At 49.8% G+C, this 15,847-nt stretch carries 17 protein-coding genes and 1 riboswitch; of the genes, 13 read left to right on the top strand and 4 right to left on the bottom strand.

Annotated features, from left to right (window positions below; genetic code table 11):
* Positions 1-127 precede the first annotated feature (127 nt).
* Complete coding sequence (locus tag ACTRXF_RS10005; RefSeq protein ID WP_474279004.1) at positions 128-598, top strand: GNAT family N-acetyltransferase; 471 nt, start codon at positions 128-130, stop codon at positions 596-598.
* 56 nt (positions 599-654) lie between these two features.
* Here the strand turns inward: ACTRXF_RS10005 and serA are convergent, their stop codons facing one another.
* The 3 genes from serA to ACTRXF_RS09990 form a co-directional block, all read right to left on the bottom strand.
* A complete protein-coding gene (gene serA, locus ACTRXF_RS10000; RefSeq protein WP_474279002.1) occupies positions 655-2,271 on the bottom strand; it encodes a phosphoglycerate dehydrogenase in 1,617 nt (538 codons plus the stop codon).
* 257 nt (positions 2,272-2,528) lie between these two features.
* A complete protein-coding gene (locus ACTRXF_RS09995) occupies positions 2,529-3,020 on the bottom strand; it encodes an inorganic diphosphatase (RefSeq protein ID WP_022792297.1) in 492 nt (163 codons plus the stop codon).
* A 122-nt stretch (positions 3,021-3,142) separates the two neighbouring features.
* Entirely contained in the window at positions 3,143-3,391 is a 249-nt protein-coding gene (locus ACTRXF_RS09990) for a ferredoxin (protein WP_022792296.1), read from the bottom strand.
* Between the two features lie 172 nt (positions 3,392-3,563).
* On the opposite strand from ACTRXF_RS09990, the gene ACTRXF_RS09985 reads away from it, so the two are divergent.
* The 5 genes from ACTRXF_RS09985 to ACTRXF_RS09965 all read left to right on the top strand — a co-directional run bounded on the left by ACTRXF_RS09985 (position 3,564) and on the right by ACTRXF_RS09965 (position 8,448).
* Positions 3,564-4,619, top strand: coding sequence for a YpbB family protein (locus ACTRXF_RS09985; RefSeq protein ID WP_474279000.1), 1,056 nt, complete (start codon positions 3,564-3,566; stop codon positions 4,617-4,619).
* Positions 4,591-6,084, top strand: a complete 1,494-nt coding sequence (locus ACTRXF_RS09980; protein WP_474278998.1) for a RecQ family ATP-dependent DNA helicase — start codon at positions 4,591-4,593, stop codon at positions 6,082-6,084. The genes ACTRXF_RS09985 and ACTRXF_RS09980 overlap by 29 nt, the downstream gene beginning before the upstream one ends.
* Positions 6,077-6,367 (top strand): hypothetical protein, encoded by a 291-nt coding sequence (locus tag ACTRXF_RS09975; RefSeq protein ID WP_474278996.1) that lies wholly within the window; start codon positions 6,077-6,079, stop codon positions 6,365-6,367. Before ACTRXF_RS09980 ends, ACTRXF_RS09975 begins: the two co-directional genes overlap by 8 nt.
* Positions 6,368-6,684: 317 nt before the next feature.
* Positions 6,685-7,449 (top strand): metallophosphoesterase, encoded by a 765-nt coding sequence (locus ACTRXF_RS09970; RefSeq protein WP_474278994.1) that lies wholly within the window; start codon positions 6,685-6,687, stop codon positions 7,447-7,449.
* A 12-nt stretch (positions 7,450-7,461) separates the two neighbouring features.
* Positions 7,462-8,448, top strand: a complete 987-nt coding sequence (locus ACTRXF_RS09965; protein ID WP_474278992.1) for a YpdA family putative bacillithiol disulfide reductase — start codon at positions 7,462-7,464, stop codon at positions 8,446-8,448.
* 33 nt (positions 8,449-8,481) lie between these two features.
* On the opposite strand, the gene ACTRXF_RS09960 is transcribed toward ACTRXF_RS09965, so the two are convergent.
* A complete protein-coding gene (locus ACTRXF_RS09960; RefSeq protein ID WP_474278990.1) occupies positions 8,482-9,456 on the bottom strand; it encodes an asparaginase in 975 nt (324 codons plus the stop codon).
* A 103-nt stretch (positions 9,457-9,559) separates the two neighbouring features.
* On the opposite strand from ACTRXF_RS09960, the gene prsW reads away from it, so the two are divergent.
* The 7 genes from prsW to ACTRXF_RS09925 all read left to right on the top strand — a co-directional run bounded on the left by prsW (position 9,560) and on the right by ACTRXF_RS09925 (position 15,793).
* Entirely contained in the window at positions 9,560-10,207 is a 648-nt protein-coding gene (gene prsW / locus ACTRXF_RS09955; RefSeq protein WP_474278988.1) for a glutamic-type intramembrane protease PrsW, read from the top strand.
* 23 nt (positions 10,208-10,230) lie between these two features.
* Complete coding sequence (locus tag ACTRXF_RS09950; RefSeq protein ID WP_176967630.1) at positions 10,231-10,395, top strand: hypothetical protein; 165 nt, start codon at positions 10,231-10,233, stop codon at positions 10,393-10,395.
* A 58-nt stretch (positions 10,396-10,453) separates the two neighbouring features.
* Positions 10,454-10,560, top strand: a riboswitch (SAM riboswitch).
* A gap of 92 nt (positions 10,561-10,652) precedes the next feature.
* Positions 10,653-11,756: a methionine biosynthesis PLP-dependent protein gene (locus tag ACTRXF_RS09945; protein ID WP_474278986.1), complete on the top strand. Its 1,104-nt coding sequence runs from the start codon at positions 10,653-10,655 to the stop codon at positions 11,754-11,756.
* Between the two features lie 32 nt (positions 11,757-11,788).
* A complete protein-coding gene (locus tag ACTRXF_RS09940) occupies positions 11,789-13,630 on the top strand; it encodes a bifunctional homocysteine S-methyltransferase/methylenetetrahydrofolate reductase (protein ID WP_474278984.1) in 1,842 nt (613 codons plus the stop codon).
* Positions 13,631-13,677: 47 nt separating this feature from the next.
* On the top strand, positions 13,678-14,352 hold the full coding sequence (locus ACTRXF_RS09935) for a flagellar brake protein (RefSeq protein ID WP_474278982.1): 675 nt from the start codon (positions 13,678-13,680) through the stop codon (positions 14,350-14,352).
* Between the two features lie 159 nt (positions 14,353-14,511).
* Positions 14,512-15,198: a (d)CMP kinase gene (gene cmk, locus ACTRXF_RS09930; RefSeq protein WP_474278980.1), complete on the top strand. Its 687-nt coding sequence runs from the start codon at positions 14,512-14,514 to the stop codon at positions 15,196-15,198.
* Positions 15,188-15,793, top strand: coding sequence for a lysophospholipid acyltransferase family protein (locus tag ACTRXF_RS09925; protein WP_322525154.1), 606 nt, complete (start codon positions 15,188-15,190; stop codon positions 15,791-15,793). Before cmk ends, ACTRXF_RS09925 begins: the two co-directional genes overlap by 11 nt.
* Positions 15,794-15,847: the final 54 nt, after the last annotated feature.

The following is a 15,847-nucleotide window of genomic DNA, read 5'->3' as shown; positions in this document are numbered from 1 at the left end:
TCTTTTTTTATCACTAAACGAATTTAAATTGAAGATTTCAATAAAACTGAATATATTTAAGACAGCTAGAAGCGATTCACCGTTAATGCAGCGGAGCATTACAGATCCGGAAAGGAGGAGTTTTCCTATGATGGTTACCTGTCAGCGGCTGGAGCACGATGGGGCGGGAGTAAAGCAGATGAGGAAATTGAACGAGCTTTATGCTGAAGCGTTTGAAGAAAAGGAGATGTACACGGGGCACAAGCCTTCGGATGCCTATCTTTTGAAGCAGCTTTCAAACGACAGGGTAATTGTCTGTACAGCGGCCTGTGGCGAGCAGATTGTAGCCGGCCTTACGGCTTACGTGATGAATAAAATGGAAAAAGAAACATGTGAAATCTACATTTATGATCTCGCTGTGGATGCCCGGTTTCGCCGGCAGAAAATCGCCACAAATCTATTAATCTTTTTCATGAAGGAAGCGGAAAACCTTAATGCTTCCGCTGTTTTCATTCAGGCAGACAAGGAAGATGCGCCTGCTGTGGCTCTATACGAGTCAATGGGAGAAAGGGAAGAAGTGTACCATTTCGATATTTATTTAAAAAAAGAGATCAGGTAGAAGAGCAGCTGTACAAAAAAAGACGCGCCCGCGGGCACGTCTTCTTTGTGTTACTGCTACAGTTCAATCGTATCGGCCAGGGAAATTTCTTCAATGGACGTTAAATCTTTTACGACATCCTGGTTGGCTTCACGGTCAACGGCGAGCATCATGATGGCTTCGCCGCCTTCTTCGCGGCGTCCAACCTGCATGGTGGCAATGTTGATCTGATGCCTTCCGAGAATTTGTCCCATCTTACCGATAACCCCCGGCTTATCCGTATGCTGGATATAAATGAGGTGGCCGGTCGGATAGAAGTCGACATTAAAGTCGTTAATGCGTACGATGCGCGGACCGTATTCCTTCACATAGGTGCCGTACAGCGCAAACGAACGGCCTTCGCCTTCGACGGTCGCCTGAATCAGGTTGGAGTAGCCAAGCGACTGGGAGCCGAACTGCTCTCCATAGTCAATGCCCCGTTCCTTGGCGATCGTGGAGGCATTCACATCATTGACCGGTGCGTCAATGCGGCTCTGGAGAAAGCCGGCGAGAAGGGAGCGGGTCAGAATAGATGTTTCAAGGTCGGTGACATTGCCACTGTAGCGCACGTTCAGCTCCTGAACGGGCGTTTTTACGCTCTGGGACATGATATTACCCATGCGGCGGGCAAATTCATAGTACGGGCGTATCGCTTCAAACTTTTCTTTCGACATGGTCGGGAGGTTAATGGAGTTTAAGGCCGGCAGCCCCTGCAGAAACTGAAGCACCTCGTCGGAAACCTGGGAAGCAACGTTTAACTGGGCTTCTTTTGTTGAAGCCGCAATATGCGGTGTGCTGACGACCTGTTCAAATGCGATGAGTGGATTTTCATTCGCCGGCTCCTCTTCGTAAACGTCAAGAGCCGCGCCTGCCACATGGCCGCTTTCAAGATAATGAACGAGGGCGTCTTCATCAATAATCCCGCCGCGGGCGCAGTTTAACAGCATTACTCCGGGCTTTGTTTTGCCAAGGTTCTCCTGGCCAAGCATGCCTTTTGTATCTTTGGTGAGCGGCGTATGAACCGTGATTACGTCCGCCTCTCCGAGCAGCTCTTCGAAGTCCCGGAGGTCAACGCCCATTTCGTTTGCGCGTTCTTTTGTCAGGAACGGATCGTATACGATAACGCTCATTTCAAAGCTCTGGGCCCGCTTGGACAGCTCCGAACCGATACGGCCGAAGCCTACAATGCCAAGCGTCTTTCCGCGAAGCTCCGTACCCTGGAAGCCTTTACGGTTCCATTCACCGGACTTTAATGAGGCGTTCGCCTGCGGAATTTTACGGGCGAGCGAAGCCATCATGGCAAATGTGTGCTCGGCCGTGGAGATGGTATTGCCGTCCGGGGCGTTGATCACAACAATCCCCCGTTTGGTAGCGGCATCAATGTCAATATTATCCACTCCAACACCGGCGCGGGCTACGATGCGGAGGTTCGGCATGGAATCCATTACTTCCGCAGTGACGGTCGTACCGCTCCGGACGAGCAGGGCATCAAAAGAATCGAGTCCTTCTGCCTCATCAACGTGCTGCTGAACGCACTGTACCTGATTGCTTTCAAGCAGCGGCGATAGGCCCTCGCTGCTCATCGAATCGGATACAAGCACACGAAACGTCTGATTTCTGGTCGCTGTTTCTTCTTCGTTCATAGTTTTCTGCATGTTACTCCACTCCCTTGTTCGTTCATTCACAAAAAGTCCGTTGACATTTTGTGCTTTAAATGCCCAATTGTATTTCTCTGGAGGACAAATGTCTACGCGTAGTTGGAAAGAACTTTATCATACTCCAGTACAGGTGTCAATTTACCTGACGCCGCTGAACATACGAAAAGAGACTGGTATTCAGCCTCTTCGGTTTCGTGCATGTATAAAAAACCGGCGGCAGCAGAAAAATATCCCGCTGCCGGCCCGTTTGATAATTACTGGTTGTTATAACGGTCGATGGATTCCTGTACAAGCTTAGCTGCTTCTGCTTCGTTTTCCCAGCCGCCGATTTTAGTCGTTTTCTTTTCAAGCTCTTTGTACGTCTGGAAAAAGTGGGAGATTTCATCTAGCTTGTGCTGCGGTACATCATCAAGCGTAGTTACTCCTTCAAAACGTGGATCCTCCGTTGGTACAGCGAGCAGCTTCTGATCCTCGTCCCCGTCATCGATCATGTTTAAATAGCCAATGACCCGGGCGTCAATGACGCAGCCTGGAAATGTTGGATTGGTAACGAGTACAAGTACGTCAAGCGGGTCTCCGTCGAGCGCCAGCGTGTCGTCGATGTAACCGTATTCTGCTGGATAAAACATCGGAGAGAAAAGCACGCGGTCGAGTTTAAAGACACCTTTATCTTTATCAAATTCGTATTTGTTCTGGCTGCCTGTCGGAATTTCAATGAGCACTTCCACTTCTTTGTTTTCTGCCAAGGCAATCTCCTCCTTCAATATGTATAGTAAACATCTCCTGCATTATAGCAGGAATGATAGACGGAAGAAAGGCAGGGAACAGAATCTGTAAAAAAACCCCCAGCAGCCTGGGGGCACGGTGCTTATTCGAATTTAAACGGGTCACCGCCGAACGGTTCCTCCGCTACTTTGATGGAATCGGTCGGGCAGCCTTCAAAAGCGTCGATCATATCTTCTTCAAGGTCGTCCGGAATGCTCTCTGTACCCTGGTTATCATCGACGATGTTTTCGGCCAGACCTTCCTCATCGTAATCGAAAATATCGGGAGCTGCTGCCCCGCAGGCACCGCAGGCGATACATGTATCTTTATCAACAATGGTGTATTTCGCCATCTGTGTCCCTCCATGTGATCGGATATCTATAAACTTATGCGCTTGATTGAAGAGCGTCGTAAGGTCTATTCCATATTGTATTTCTTCGTGATAAACTTTTCAACAGATATGAAACGCCCCACACAGCCTAACTTGTGGCATTTTGATGAACGAATAGAAAGGAAGAGGCGTATTGCTGTTTCAAGAGGCGATGATCCTGATAGCATTAAAAAGGCTCCGCGGAGAACGTACAGACGCTTCTGCCTATCACCTTTTGTCTGGAAAGCGGTCCTCCCAGACGATCACAGACGCCAAGTGGTTTCAATCGAAGGACCTGTTCGGGGCCCTGGCCAGGCTCGACAAACCGCAGTTTGAACACATTACCGCCTCTTTTTATCAACGCGGCTGGCTGGAGGCCGGAGGAATCCCGGGTGCAGAGGCTGCCGCTGCTATTGAACCGTGGGAGAAAATACTGGAAGAAGCAGGCTTTGACGGTTGGGCGTACCGCGACACGGGACGGCAGTTTTGGAGAAGGATTGCTCTGTTGATTCAGACACTCTCCCACCTGTATCAGCAGAAAAAACAGTTTGTGCCTATTATCCAGGATGTATCAGCACAGGAGTGGGTAAAACAAAAGCTGTCGGCATGGGGAGCGGAAAGATACACTGCCATGAACAGGTTATATGAAGAAATAAAGAGCTGCTTGCATGAACTGAAGGAGATACAGGCATTTATATTTGTATACAAGCTGACGGGAGCGGAAACTCTCGGTAAAACGACAGATCAGATAGCGCGTATCCAGGGCATGGAAAAGGCCGAAATTGAGTATTTGTTTCAGGGAACGGTGCACACCTTAATAAAAAAAGCGGAGAGCCGGCCGGGCACTGTTCTTTATGAATGCCTGGATGCCGGAGGAAATCCTCAGCTTACCGTTACAGCTGAAAAGACGCTTGATTTTATAAACAGGGGACTGTCACTCGAAGAGGTCGCCCGTGCCCGCCGTTTAAAGGAGAGTACCATTGAAGACCATTTTGTGGAAATTGCCGGCGAGGTCGAAGGATTTTCCATTGACCATCTGGTTCCACGAAAGCAGCAGGAAGCCATACGCCGGGTGGCTGCTTCTCTTGATACGTTTAAGCTGAAGGCGCTGAAAGAACAGCTGGGCGGGGACGTGACATATTTTGCGATCCGGCTTGCACTGGCGAAAGGAGGGGAAAAAGGTGAGCGGAAAAACAGAAGCGCTGAATAAATACTTTGGCTTTCCTTCTCTGCATGAGTACCAGGAGCCGATCGTGGATGCGCTGCTGGCAGATACGGACACCCTGGCCGTCCTGCCGACTGGAAGCGGCAAGTCCATCTGCTTTCAGCTGCCCGCTTTAATGAAGAGCGGCCTGACGATTGTCGTTTCCCCGCTTTTGTCTTTGATGGATAATCAGCTCCAGGAGCTGCGGGCAAGACATATTAAAGCAGCCGCCGCCTACAACAGCTTTATGAGCCCGGAGGAGAAATCCCGGGTGCTCAGCCGGCTTTCGTCGTTAAAGCTTTTGTATATATCTCCAGAAGCTCTCTCCCTGCCGTTTATTGTAGAGCGGCTGAAGAGTGTAAAAGTGTCAATGATGGTAGTGGACGAGGCCCACTGTATTTCCCAGTGGGGGCACGAGTTCCGGACGGATTATCTGAAAATCGGGCCGGTTCGGCAAGCACTGGGACGTCCCTGTATGGCAGCTTTCACGGCAACGGCAACCCCGGAAGTGCAGCTTGACATAAAAAACCAGCTGCAGATGAAAGCGCCGGAAGAATTCATTCATTCGGTGGATCGTGCAAATATTGCTCTGTTTGTCCAACGGTGCACGAGTGAGCGGGAAAAGAAAAGAGAGATGGTCGAGCTCGTTCAGAAGGCTTCCGGTCCCGGACTGGTTTACGTATCGAGCCGGAAAAAATGCGAAGAGCTTAAAGCGCTGCTCCAGGAAAAAACCTCCCACCGGGTGGAGGCTTATCACGGCGGTCTTGAAAATGAGGCCAGGCTGATGATCCAGCAGCAGTTTTTACACGGCGACCTGGACGTCGTAGTGTGCACAAATTCCTTTGGTATGGGACTGAATAAAGCTAACGTCGAATTTGTTCTTCATTATCATTTTCCAAAAGATGCAGAATCGTATATTCAGGAAATCGGAAGAGCTGGAAGGGACGGTAGACAGGCATGGGCGGCGGTGCTCTACCTGGAGGAAGACATCATTATTCCGCAGATGCTGATGGAAGCAGAGCTCCCCCCTGTGAATGAGCTCGGCTCCGCATTGGCTGCGGCAGCCCAAAGCAGCCGGGGAGAAATAACAGATAACCTGATAAACAGAATGGGATGGACAGAAACTGCTGCCCGTTTTCTTACTTACTATTTTGAAAAATACCCGGGGAAGCCTGAGGCAGAGCTTCTGGAAGAGCTGGAAAAGCAGGTGCAGCAGCGATCGTTTGAAAAGCAGAAAAAGCTGAAGGTTATGATACAATGGTTAGAAAATAACGAAGACTGCCGGAGACGTTTATTACTGCAGGTTTTTGGGGAAGCGTTAATGAAACGTCCCGAACCTTGCTGCGATATGTGCGGGCACAGGCTTCCTTTTCGTGAGCATCAGGGAGCAGAGAAAGAAAAAGAAACAGCCCCGTGGGAAATACGACTGGAGGAGCTGTTTTTCGGAAGGGAGAGAGCGAAGCATGAATAAAACACGTATGGAAAAGCGAAACGCCGGTACGGAGGAAAATGCAAAGCATCCGGATGCAGATCGGAGCCGCCTCAGCCGCCGTCGTGGCAGTGCAGGCGGGGAGACTTCGGGTGAAGAGGAGCACCAGGAGGCTTTAAGGCGTTCACGCTACTCCGGAAAAGAGGAAGAGCCGGAGGAAGAAGAGAGTCCAATGCTGACTCTTCCCCATACGCTGTTGGCCGCATTTATATTGATTGTCATTACCGCCCTGGCATCCCCGTTCATCATAAGTATGTTTCAGTAGAAATGAACGCGGCAGAAGTTTCTGTCAGTGGTGAAGATAAAAGAAGGCCGACAAAACAGGCAATCACGCCAAAAATCATTAATACAAACGGCCAGGTGAGCGGTTTTTTTCTGAACAGAAAATATAAAAGCAAAAAAAAGCCTCCTCCAAATAAAGCGGCTCCTGCTAAAAAGACAATAAGATCCATCGTTTAAATACCTTCTTTCCGGTCAGTTTTTCCCTTACATAAGTATAGCGGAGATAAACGGTATACGTATACTCGTTTTTAAATTGTCCGGAAACGTTCAAATTTTATAAAGGAAAAGAGGGGTTCCATCATGAAAAAATGGCTGCTGGCTCCTCTTCTTTTTTCTGTGCTGTATGCCGGCAGAGTCCTGCAGGAAACATGGCAGAATAAAGTAAGAACTCATGAGCTGGAATATAAAAATCTGCCGCCGGAGGTGGAGGGCTCCTCCATTTTTTTCATCACCGATATTCACCGCCGGCGGGTATCGCCTGCATTATTCGGGCAGCTCGAACGGAAGCCTGATCTGGTTATTATTGGCGGCGACCTGACCGAGCTGGGCGTGCCAGCCGAACGTATCAGACAGAATCTCCGCCTGCTCCGCAGTCATGCCCCGGTCGTGTTTATCTGGGGAAACCACGATCTGCAGGTGGGCCGCAGATGGCTTAGGCCGCTTCTGCATCAGGAGGGGATCGAAATTCTTGAAAAAAATAAATACACGTTAAAGGAAAGTGATTTTACGATCGCTTCCTTCGGAGAGGAACGCTTTTACGAATCCTACCGTAATCCGGCACTTGTGCCAGAGGCAGACCTACTTATTGCCCACAATCCGGAAGCGTATTACCGGTACGGCCCTTTTTCCGAACGGGCGGTGTATATGCTTACTGGGCATACCCATGGCGGTCAAATCCGGCTTTTCGGCTGGGGGCCGAAATTAAAGGGGGGCTGGTACGATGAAAAATACCAGGCTTTGTTTATCAGCAACGGCTACGGCACGACCAGCATACCGATGCGCCACGGTGCCCCGGCGGAAACGCACCTGTTTGTGCTGAGAAACAGTCATTCCAACAGTGAATAAAGGAGTATGAATATGAATGAGCAAGTAATTATTATTGGGGGCGGGCCTTGCGGTCTGGCAGCAGCGATCGCATTAAAGCGCCGGGGAATTGATGCAGCTATTATCGAAAAGAAAAATATTGTCCACAGCATTTATGAGTACCCCGTACACCAGACGTTTTTCAGCTCTGCGGATAAACTTGAAATCGGCGGCCATCCTTTTCCGGTTGTAGACCGAAAGCCCCGGCGCCAGGAGGCTTTAGTTTATTACCGCAAAGTAGCAGAAGCGGAAAAACTGCGTATTTACAATTACGAAGAAGTGCAGACGATCCTGGAAACGGAGGAAGGTTATCTGGTGCAAACTGAAACGCTGCAGGGAGGAATCCGGGAGTGGAAAGCTCCTCACGTTATTATAGCCACCGGCTACTATGATAATCCAAATCACATGGGCGTGCCTGGAGAAAGCCTGCCGCATGTAAAGCATTACTTTGAAGAAGCCCATCCTCATTTTAACCAGAAAATCGTTATTATCGGCGGGAGAAATTCAGCTGTAGACGCTGCTCTTGCTCTTGAGCAGGTGAACGCTCAGGTGACGGTTCTCTACCGGGGAGAGGAGTATTCTAAAAGCATTAAGCCGTGGATCCTCCCCGATTTTCAGGCAATGGTCCGGCGCGGCGCAGCCCGGATGGAATTTGAAGCAGACGTGGTGCGTATTGAGCCCGATCAGGTTGTTTATGAACAAGGGGGCGTCTCCCATTCTGTGCCGGCTGATTTTGTTTTCGCCATGACCGGCTATCATCCATCGAGAGCTTTTTTCCGCCAGCTCGGTATTGCTGTTGATGAACAGTCAGGCCGTCCGTTCTTTGATGAGGAAACGATGGAAACAAACCGGGAAAACGTTTATATTGCCGGAGTTATAGCCGCAGGAGATGAAGCGAACGAGATATTTATCGAAAACGGACGCTTTCATGGAGAGAAAATAGCGGAAAATATAGCACGAAAAAAAGCCACTTCGTTTTAATAAACTGGTGGCTTTTTTAATGTGCAGGGGATGCTACTCAATGTGTTCAAAGCAGTCGCGGATAGCTTCGAGCGGCCGTTTTTCATCGAGGGCAGCGAGCAGCTTCAGGCGCGCCTTCTGGCCGTTCAGCCCGTTCGTAAAAATAACGCCCTTTTGCTTCAACTGGTAGCCGCCTCCTTCATAGCTGTAGGTAGCCTGGACGACACCGCTGTGGCAGCGGGAGACAAGGACCACAGGCACCTGTTTGGCAATCGAATCCTCAAGCAGTGGCACGATGGTTGGAGGAATGTTGCCCTGGCCGAATGCTTCGATAATAATACCGTCAAGCGGCTGGTCAAGCAGCGGGGAAAGCAAAGCAGCATCCATGCCGGCTGCCATTTTTAAAAGGAGGACCTTCTTATTCATATGGACCGGCGAAAAATGCTCGCGGCTTGCCGGGTAGTGATGGATAAATATTTCGTTGTTAGTCACAAAGCCGAGCGGACCGTATTGCGGACTCTGAAATGTGGCAATATTGGACGAATGGGTTTTTGTCACGTTTTTTGCAGAATGGATTTCTTCGTTTAAAACGACGAGAACTCCGATGCTCCGGGCTTTCTCGCTTGCGGCAGTACGGACCGCTGCCAGGAAATTCTGGGGGCCGTCAGCGCTGATTTCATTGCTTGAACGCATTGCGCCTGTCACTACCACCGGCAGGTCTTTGTCATGAAAAAGATCGAGCGCATATGCAGTTTCTTCCAAGGTGTCGGTTCCATGCGTAATGACGACACCGTCATATGTATCCTCGGAAAGCTTTTCAAGCATATGCTCGTGTAAGGAGAGCATGTGCTCCGGAGTAATATGAGGAGACGGGAGATGCAGGAAATCGCTCGTAACAATCTCAGCAATTTGATTGGCAATGCGGCTCCAGTGGCTTAAAGGGTTGTGAAGCCCCGGCTCCACGCCGCTTTCTTCTGTCTGGGTCATGGCGATCGTGCCGCCTGTGTGGATAACTAGTATTTTTTTCATTTCAATTCCTCCTCGTCGGCCCGGCTGTGGCTGGCATTATTCTTTTACGAATTTGAACATAGCATGATACGATACGTTTAACAAGAGAGGGTGAGAACGAAAGGTGATCGCACTGATTATGGCGGCCCTGGCGCCGGCTGTTGCTTTACTGATATATTTCACATTAAAACGCCGGGCGGACGTGGAGCGGAGGCTGCCGGTCATCCGTGCGTTTGTCATAGGGGTACTGATTGTATTCCCGGTGCTTGTGATCGAACATGCGCTTGAAACAGAAGGGGTAAGCATGCCGCTTTTTGCGGCGCAGTATACCCAGGCGGCCTTGCTAGAGGAAGGCATCAAGTTTTTCCTCCTGTATACGTTTGTGCTTCGATTTGCTCCGATTAAAAATACTTACGACGGTGTTATTTACGGGCTTTCCCTGTCGCTTGGCTTTGCTTCGCTTGAAAACATCCTGTACTTAATTGCAAACGGCATAGAAACGGCTGTTACCAGAGCGCTGCTGCCAGTGACGGTGCATGCGCTCCTGGGTGTGATTATGGGTTATTATGCGGTATCAGCGAAACGCGCCTCCTGTCATGGTAGGCGCCTCTTCTCTTTTTTTCTTGCTCTTGCGATTCCGCTTATCTTCCACGGGCTGTACGACTATATATTAAGCGCTTCTTTAGGCAATATTCTGTATTATCTTATCCCGTTCATGCTATTTTTGTGGTGGTTTGCGTTGTCGAAAGCAAATAAAGCCAATGCGAAATAACAACTCGAAAGGACGAAGCTACTATGTCAGAAGACCGCCGTTACCGCGTTGTTATCCGCTGTCCAAAATGTGGGGAAAAGTACATTCTACGCGGCAGAAAGAACAAGGCCGGGGAAATGGAAACAGGTTTTCGCCGCTGCGTCTGCGGCAATGAAAACCAGCTGCATGTTGATATTGCACCGGAATAAAAAGGTTACTTGCAATATCGATTCGTTTCATGTACTTTGGAAAGTAATCATATAACGTTTCTTATCAAGAGAGATGGAGGGATCGGCCCTTGGAAGTCTCAGCAACCAGCCGCAGGTGAAGCGGTCAGGTGCTAACTCCTGCAAGCTGTGCTTGCGAGATGAGAAGAAGTATTGCATGCCAAGGTCTTCTTCTGTCTAAGGAAGAAGGCCTTTTCGTACATTTAATGCATTAATTTTACAGAAATGAGGGCTGTGACATGTCAAAGCAACTGCAGATAGAAACCATCCTGGCACAACTGGGTAATAATTCCGACCCGCGGACCGGAGCGATCAATCCTCCTGTTTATTTTTCCACAGCGTATAAACATACAGGTATAGGAGAATCGACGGGATACGACTATTCCCGGACGGCCAACCCGACGAGGGACCTGCTTGAAAACGGTATCGCCGCGCTTGAAGGAGGTAAACACGGGTTTGCCCTCAGCTCGGGGATGGCTGCGATCCAGACGCTGTTTGCGATATTTGAAACCGGTGATGAAGTGATTGCAACAAGCGATATTTACGGAGGCACGTACCGTCTGTTCGAAGAAGGATGGCGGCACTGGGGCGTCACGGTTACATACGGTGACCCGAGGGATCTCGAAGCATTTGAACAGCTGATAACAGATAAAACAAAAGCGCTGTTTATCGAGACGCCGACGAACCCGCTGATGCAGGAAGCGGATCTGAAGGAGCTTTCGCTGCTCGCGAAAAAGCACGATGCCTGGCTTATTGTGGACAATACGTTTTATACGCCAGTGCTTCAGCGCCCGATAGAAGAAGGGGCGGACATTGTGGTGCACTCGGCTTCGAAATATTTAGGGGGACACAATGACTTGATTGCCGGACTGATTGTATCCAATGTGGACGAGCTTTCTGAAAAAATTGGGGCACTTCAAAACGGCATGGGTACAATTTTAAGCCCGTTTGATTCCTGGCTGCTGATGCGGGGGATGAAAACCTTAAAACTACGCATGAAGCAGCATACAGAAAACGGCACAGCCATCGCAGAGTATCTCAGCGGTCATGAAAAGGTAACAGACGTGCTTTACTCGGGCCGGGGTGGAATGCTCTCCTTCCGTCTTGAAAACGAAGAGTGGGTGGATTCATTTTTACGAAACATTAAAATCATCACGTTTGCAGAAAGTCTGGGCGGGGTTGAAAGCTTTATTACGTATCCGGCAACACAGACACACGCAGATATGCCGGAAGCGGTACGGGTTCAAAACGGCGTTGATAACCGTCTTCTCCGCTTCAGCATCGGCATAGAGGATAAGGACGATTTAATTGAAGATCTCGAACAGGCGCTCAGAGCGCTGTAACTCATAAGCACAAGCAGGAGAGGGGCAAGGCTATGAACGTACTCGAAAAACTCGATTCCTCGATTTTGATCGGCGACGGGGCAATGGGCACGTATCTTTACCAGAAAGGCTATAAGGGCTCGTTTGAAGCTATGAATTTAACGGACCCTGAGGCTGTGGAGCATGCTCACCGGGAATACGCAGAAGCCGGGGCGGATATTCTCCAGACAAATACCTACGCGGCGAACCGGGTGAAGCTTGAAGGCTACGGGCTTGAAGATAAAGTGCAGGATATTAACCGGGCCGGCGTGCGGCTGGCTAGGAAGGCTTCCGGCGGCTCGGCTTATGTATTTGCTACAGTCGGAGGGATTAAAGGCGTTCAGGTGAGCGAACATTCAGATGGGTTTCTAAATCAGGCGCTGCAGGAACAGGTGAATGTCTTTTTGGCGGAACCGGTGGATGGTCTGCTGCTCGAAACGTTTTACGACCTCCCCGAGCTTCTGCAGATCGTCCGTTACATCCGCAGTAAAGATGAAGAGATTCCTGTTATTGCCCAGGTGGCACTTGGTGATGTCGGCGTCATGCATGGGGGAGTGCAGATCACTGAAGCCTTCAGCCGGATCGAGGATGCCGGCGCTTCAGTGGTCGGACTCAACTGCAGGATGGGCCCGTATCATATATTGAAATCGCTTGAGCAGGCGGAATTAACCGGACGGGCATATTATTCGGCTTATCCTAACGCCAGTCTTCCAAACTGGTATGACGGTCGTTACGTGTACCAGTCCAACCCGGAGTACTTTTATAAGCAGGCTTTCCGCTTTAAAGAACAGGGCATCCGTCTGATTGGCGGCTGCTGCGGAACGACGCCTGAGCATGTCCGCATGATAGCGGAAGCTGTTAAACACGACGTTCCGGAAAAGACGAAGCGCCCGGTAAAGGTAAAAGCTCCGGCGGCTAAGGCGACAGCCGATAAGGAACCGGTTGTGCCCCTCCATGAAAAAGTGAAAACTGAGAAAACGGTCATCGTAGAGCTTGACCCACCGAAAAAACTGAAAACAGGAAAATTTATACGCGGATCCCAGGCGCTTCATGACGCAGGGGCGGATGCAGTTACGCTTGCCGATAATTCCCTTGCTTCCCCGCGGATTGACAATCTCGCTATGGGGGCAATGCTCAAGCAGCAGACCTCTGCCAGGCCACTTTTGCATATCGCCTGCCGGGACCGGAATCTGATCGGCCTGCAGTCCCATCTGCTGGGGCTTCACACAATTGGCGTGCGGGACCTGCTGGCGATTACCGGCGATCCTTCGAAGGTCGGGGATTTTCCAGGGGCGAAGTCTGTATATGATGCGAACTCCGTATCCCTTATCTCTCTGATACGGGAAATGAACGAAGGGCGGCTGTTTTCCGGGAAGTCCCTTGGAGAAAAGACGAATTTCTCCATCGGGGGAGCGTTTAACCCGAATGTGCTTCATATTGATAAAGCTGTAAAAAGGCTGGAAAAGAAAGTGAATGCAGGGGCGCATTATTTTATGAGCCAGCCGGTGTATGACATTGAACGGATTGAAACGATCCATGAAGCGGTCAGGGGACTAGGAGCGCCCGTGTTTATCGGCATCATGCCTCTTGTGAGCGCGGGAAATGCAGAGTTTCTTCACAATGAGGTTCCGGGGATTCAGTTAACCGGGGATACGCGGAAGCGGATGGCGGCCTGCGGGAACGATTCCGAAGCAGCCCAACGGGAAGGCATCGCTATCGCAAAAGAACTGATTGATGAAACGCTCCGCTATTTTAACGGTATTTATTTAATCACACCGTTTCTGCGCTATGAAATCACGGCCGAGCTGACAAAATATGTACGGGAGCAGGCTGGTGCCGGTGCCACAGAAATTTAACACTGTTTCTTTTTATCCGATATATATAGTAAAAGGGGTTTTAGCTATTGTACGAGATTGGAAGCGTTTGGCATCTGCATGAAAACATAAAAACGAAAGAACCACATGACAACGATACCCAATATAAATCCCAGCTGCTTGATGCAGATGAACATACGTTCACGATTGCTATGCCTGCAGAAAAAGAGACTGGTAAAATTATTTCCTTTCAGGCAGGCAGAGCAGTTCATGTATGGTTTGTCGGGGAGGATAGTGCTGTTTATTCGTTTCGTTCTAAAGTGCTTTCCCGTCAAAAAGGGCACATACCAGCCCTGATCATTGAACGGCCTGCAAAAAAGGAATGGCAGCGGGTGCAGCGCAGAAATTATGTACGCGTGGAAACAAGCGTCAATACAGCTGTACACGGCCATTACCGTCCATTCACTACGGTGACGGTAAATGTGAGCGGCGGTGGATGCATGATCGTCGTGCCGCCAAAAGCAAAGCTGCTTGAAGATGAACAGGTGCAGATCACGCTCGCTTTCCCAATGGAGGACGGGGCGATGCATTACCTGCATTGTACTGCTGCGGTTAGAAGAGTGCTGGAAAAAGAAGAGCGCCGGCCGAAGAGGGCAAGCATGGAGTTTTTGGATCTGGCCGAAAAAGAGCGTCAGGCAGTAATACGATACTGCTTTGAACGGCAGCGCTCCGCAGCGAAACATGAAAAACGAATCGGAAGCTAGTATGTTAGACCGCCGAAGCGGTCTTTTTCTGTTTGTAAAGTACCGGGAAATGAAAAGTTCGGCAGGTGCCATATATGCAAACGGGACGAAATATGTTAGTTTTGAAAATGATGAGCAGATGCTACATGTTCAACAATCTAATGGGCGGGGTGCAGGAGGATGAGGAAAATCAATATTGCTATTGACGGGCCGGCCGGTGCTGGGAAAAGCACTGTATCGAAAGGATGTGCCGTGCAGCTTGATTATACATACATCGATACAGGAGCAATGTACCGGGCGCTGTCGTTAAAGGCGCTGCGCACAGGCACGCCCCTGGACGACGGGAGAAAAATGACGGAGCTGTTAAAAGCCGCCAGCATCCGTCTTGTCGGTAACCCGAAGGTGAGCGAAGTATACCTCGACGGGGAAGACGTGTCTGAAGCTATCCGTACGAGCGAGGTGGACAGCGTTGTATCTCTGACCGCGGCCCACCTTGGTGTACGTGAGGAAATGGCTCTGAAGCAGCGCCGGCTTGCGGCAGAAAAAGGGGCGGTGCTCGATGGCCGGGATATCGGCACTACCATTCTTCCGGATGCGGAATTAAAAATATTCCTGGTTGCTTCAGCAGAAGAGCGTGCACTTCGAAGGTACAAGGAGGTGCAGGAGCGTGGCACCCCGGCGGATTACGATGAAATTTATGAAGCGATCATTCACCGGGACGAGTTCGATAAAGCCAGGGAGCATTCTCCGCTAAAAAAAGCAGAGGATGCTGTGGAGATTGATACGACTGCTCTTACCATCCCGGAAGTTATCACCAGGATCACAGCGCTCGCAGAAGAGAAGGTGAATCAGTCTCATGATGTATAATATCGTAAAGTATTCTGCCTATTTTCTTGCGGTTATTTTTATGCGTGTCCGGGTGACCGGAAGAGAGAACGTGCCGAAGGAAGGGCCGGTTCTGATCTGTTCGAATCATATCAGCAACTTTGATCCGCCTCTGCTTGCCACTCATATTCGCAGAAAAGTGCACTTTATGGCTAAAAGCGAATTGTTTAACAAAAAAATTCTGGGTTTTATTATGTATTTTGTCGGAGCGTTTCCCGTCCGCAGAGGCGTGGTAGACCGAAAGTCATTAAAACAGGGAATTCAATTTTTAAACGAGGGACAGGTTTTATGTCTTTTTCCTGAGGGTACTAGGAGTAAAAGCGGGGAAATAGGAAAAGGATTAACCGGCGCCGGTTTTTTTGCTCTCCGTTCAGACGCAGCAGTAGTTCCGGTTGCTATCAGCGGCCGTTACGGTCTGTTCAGGCGTGTGAATGTAGTGATAGGCCGGCCGGTGCCCATGCAGGACCTTCGGACGAATAAAGCGAAAGCTGAAGAAGCGACCGAAGTAATCATGGAAGAAATTAAAGCCGTTCATCACCAGGCAAAGACAGGCACCAGCCAGCTGCAGTCCGGTTAACACTTCAAAATCCCCAAAAACCCCATAGACAGGATTTAAGGACACTGAAGGAGG

The sequence above is a fragment of the Marinococcus sp. LNHM3E3-2.2 genome, from assembly GCF_056034385.1.
Note: the sequence above shows the minus strand (reverse complement) of the source record. Positions and strands in the feature narration are given on the sequence as shown.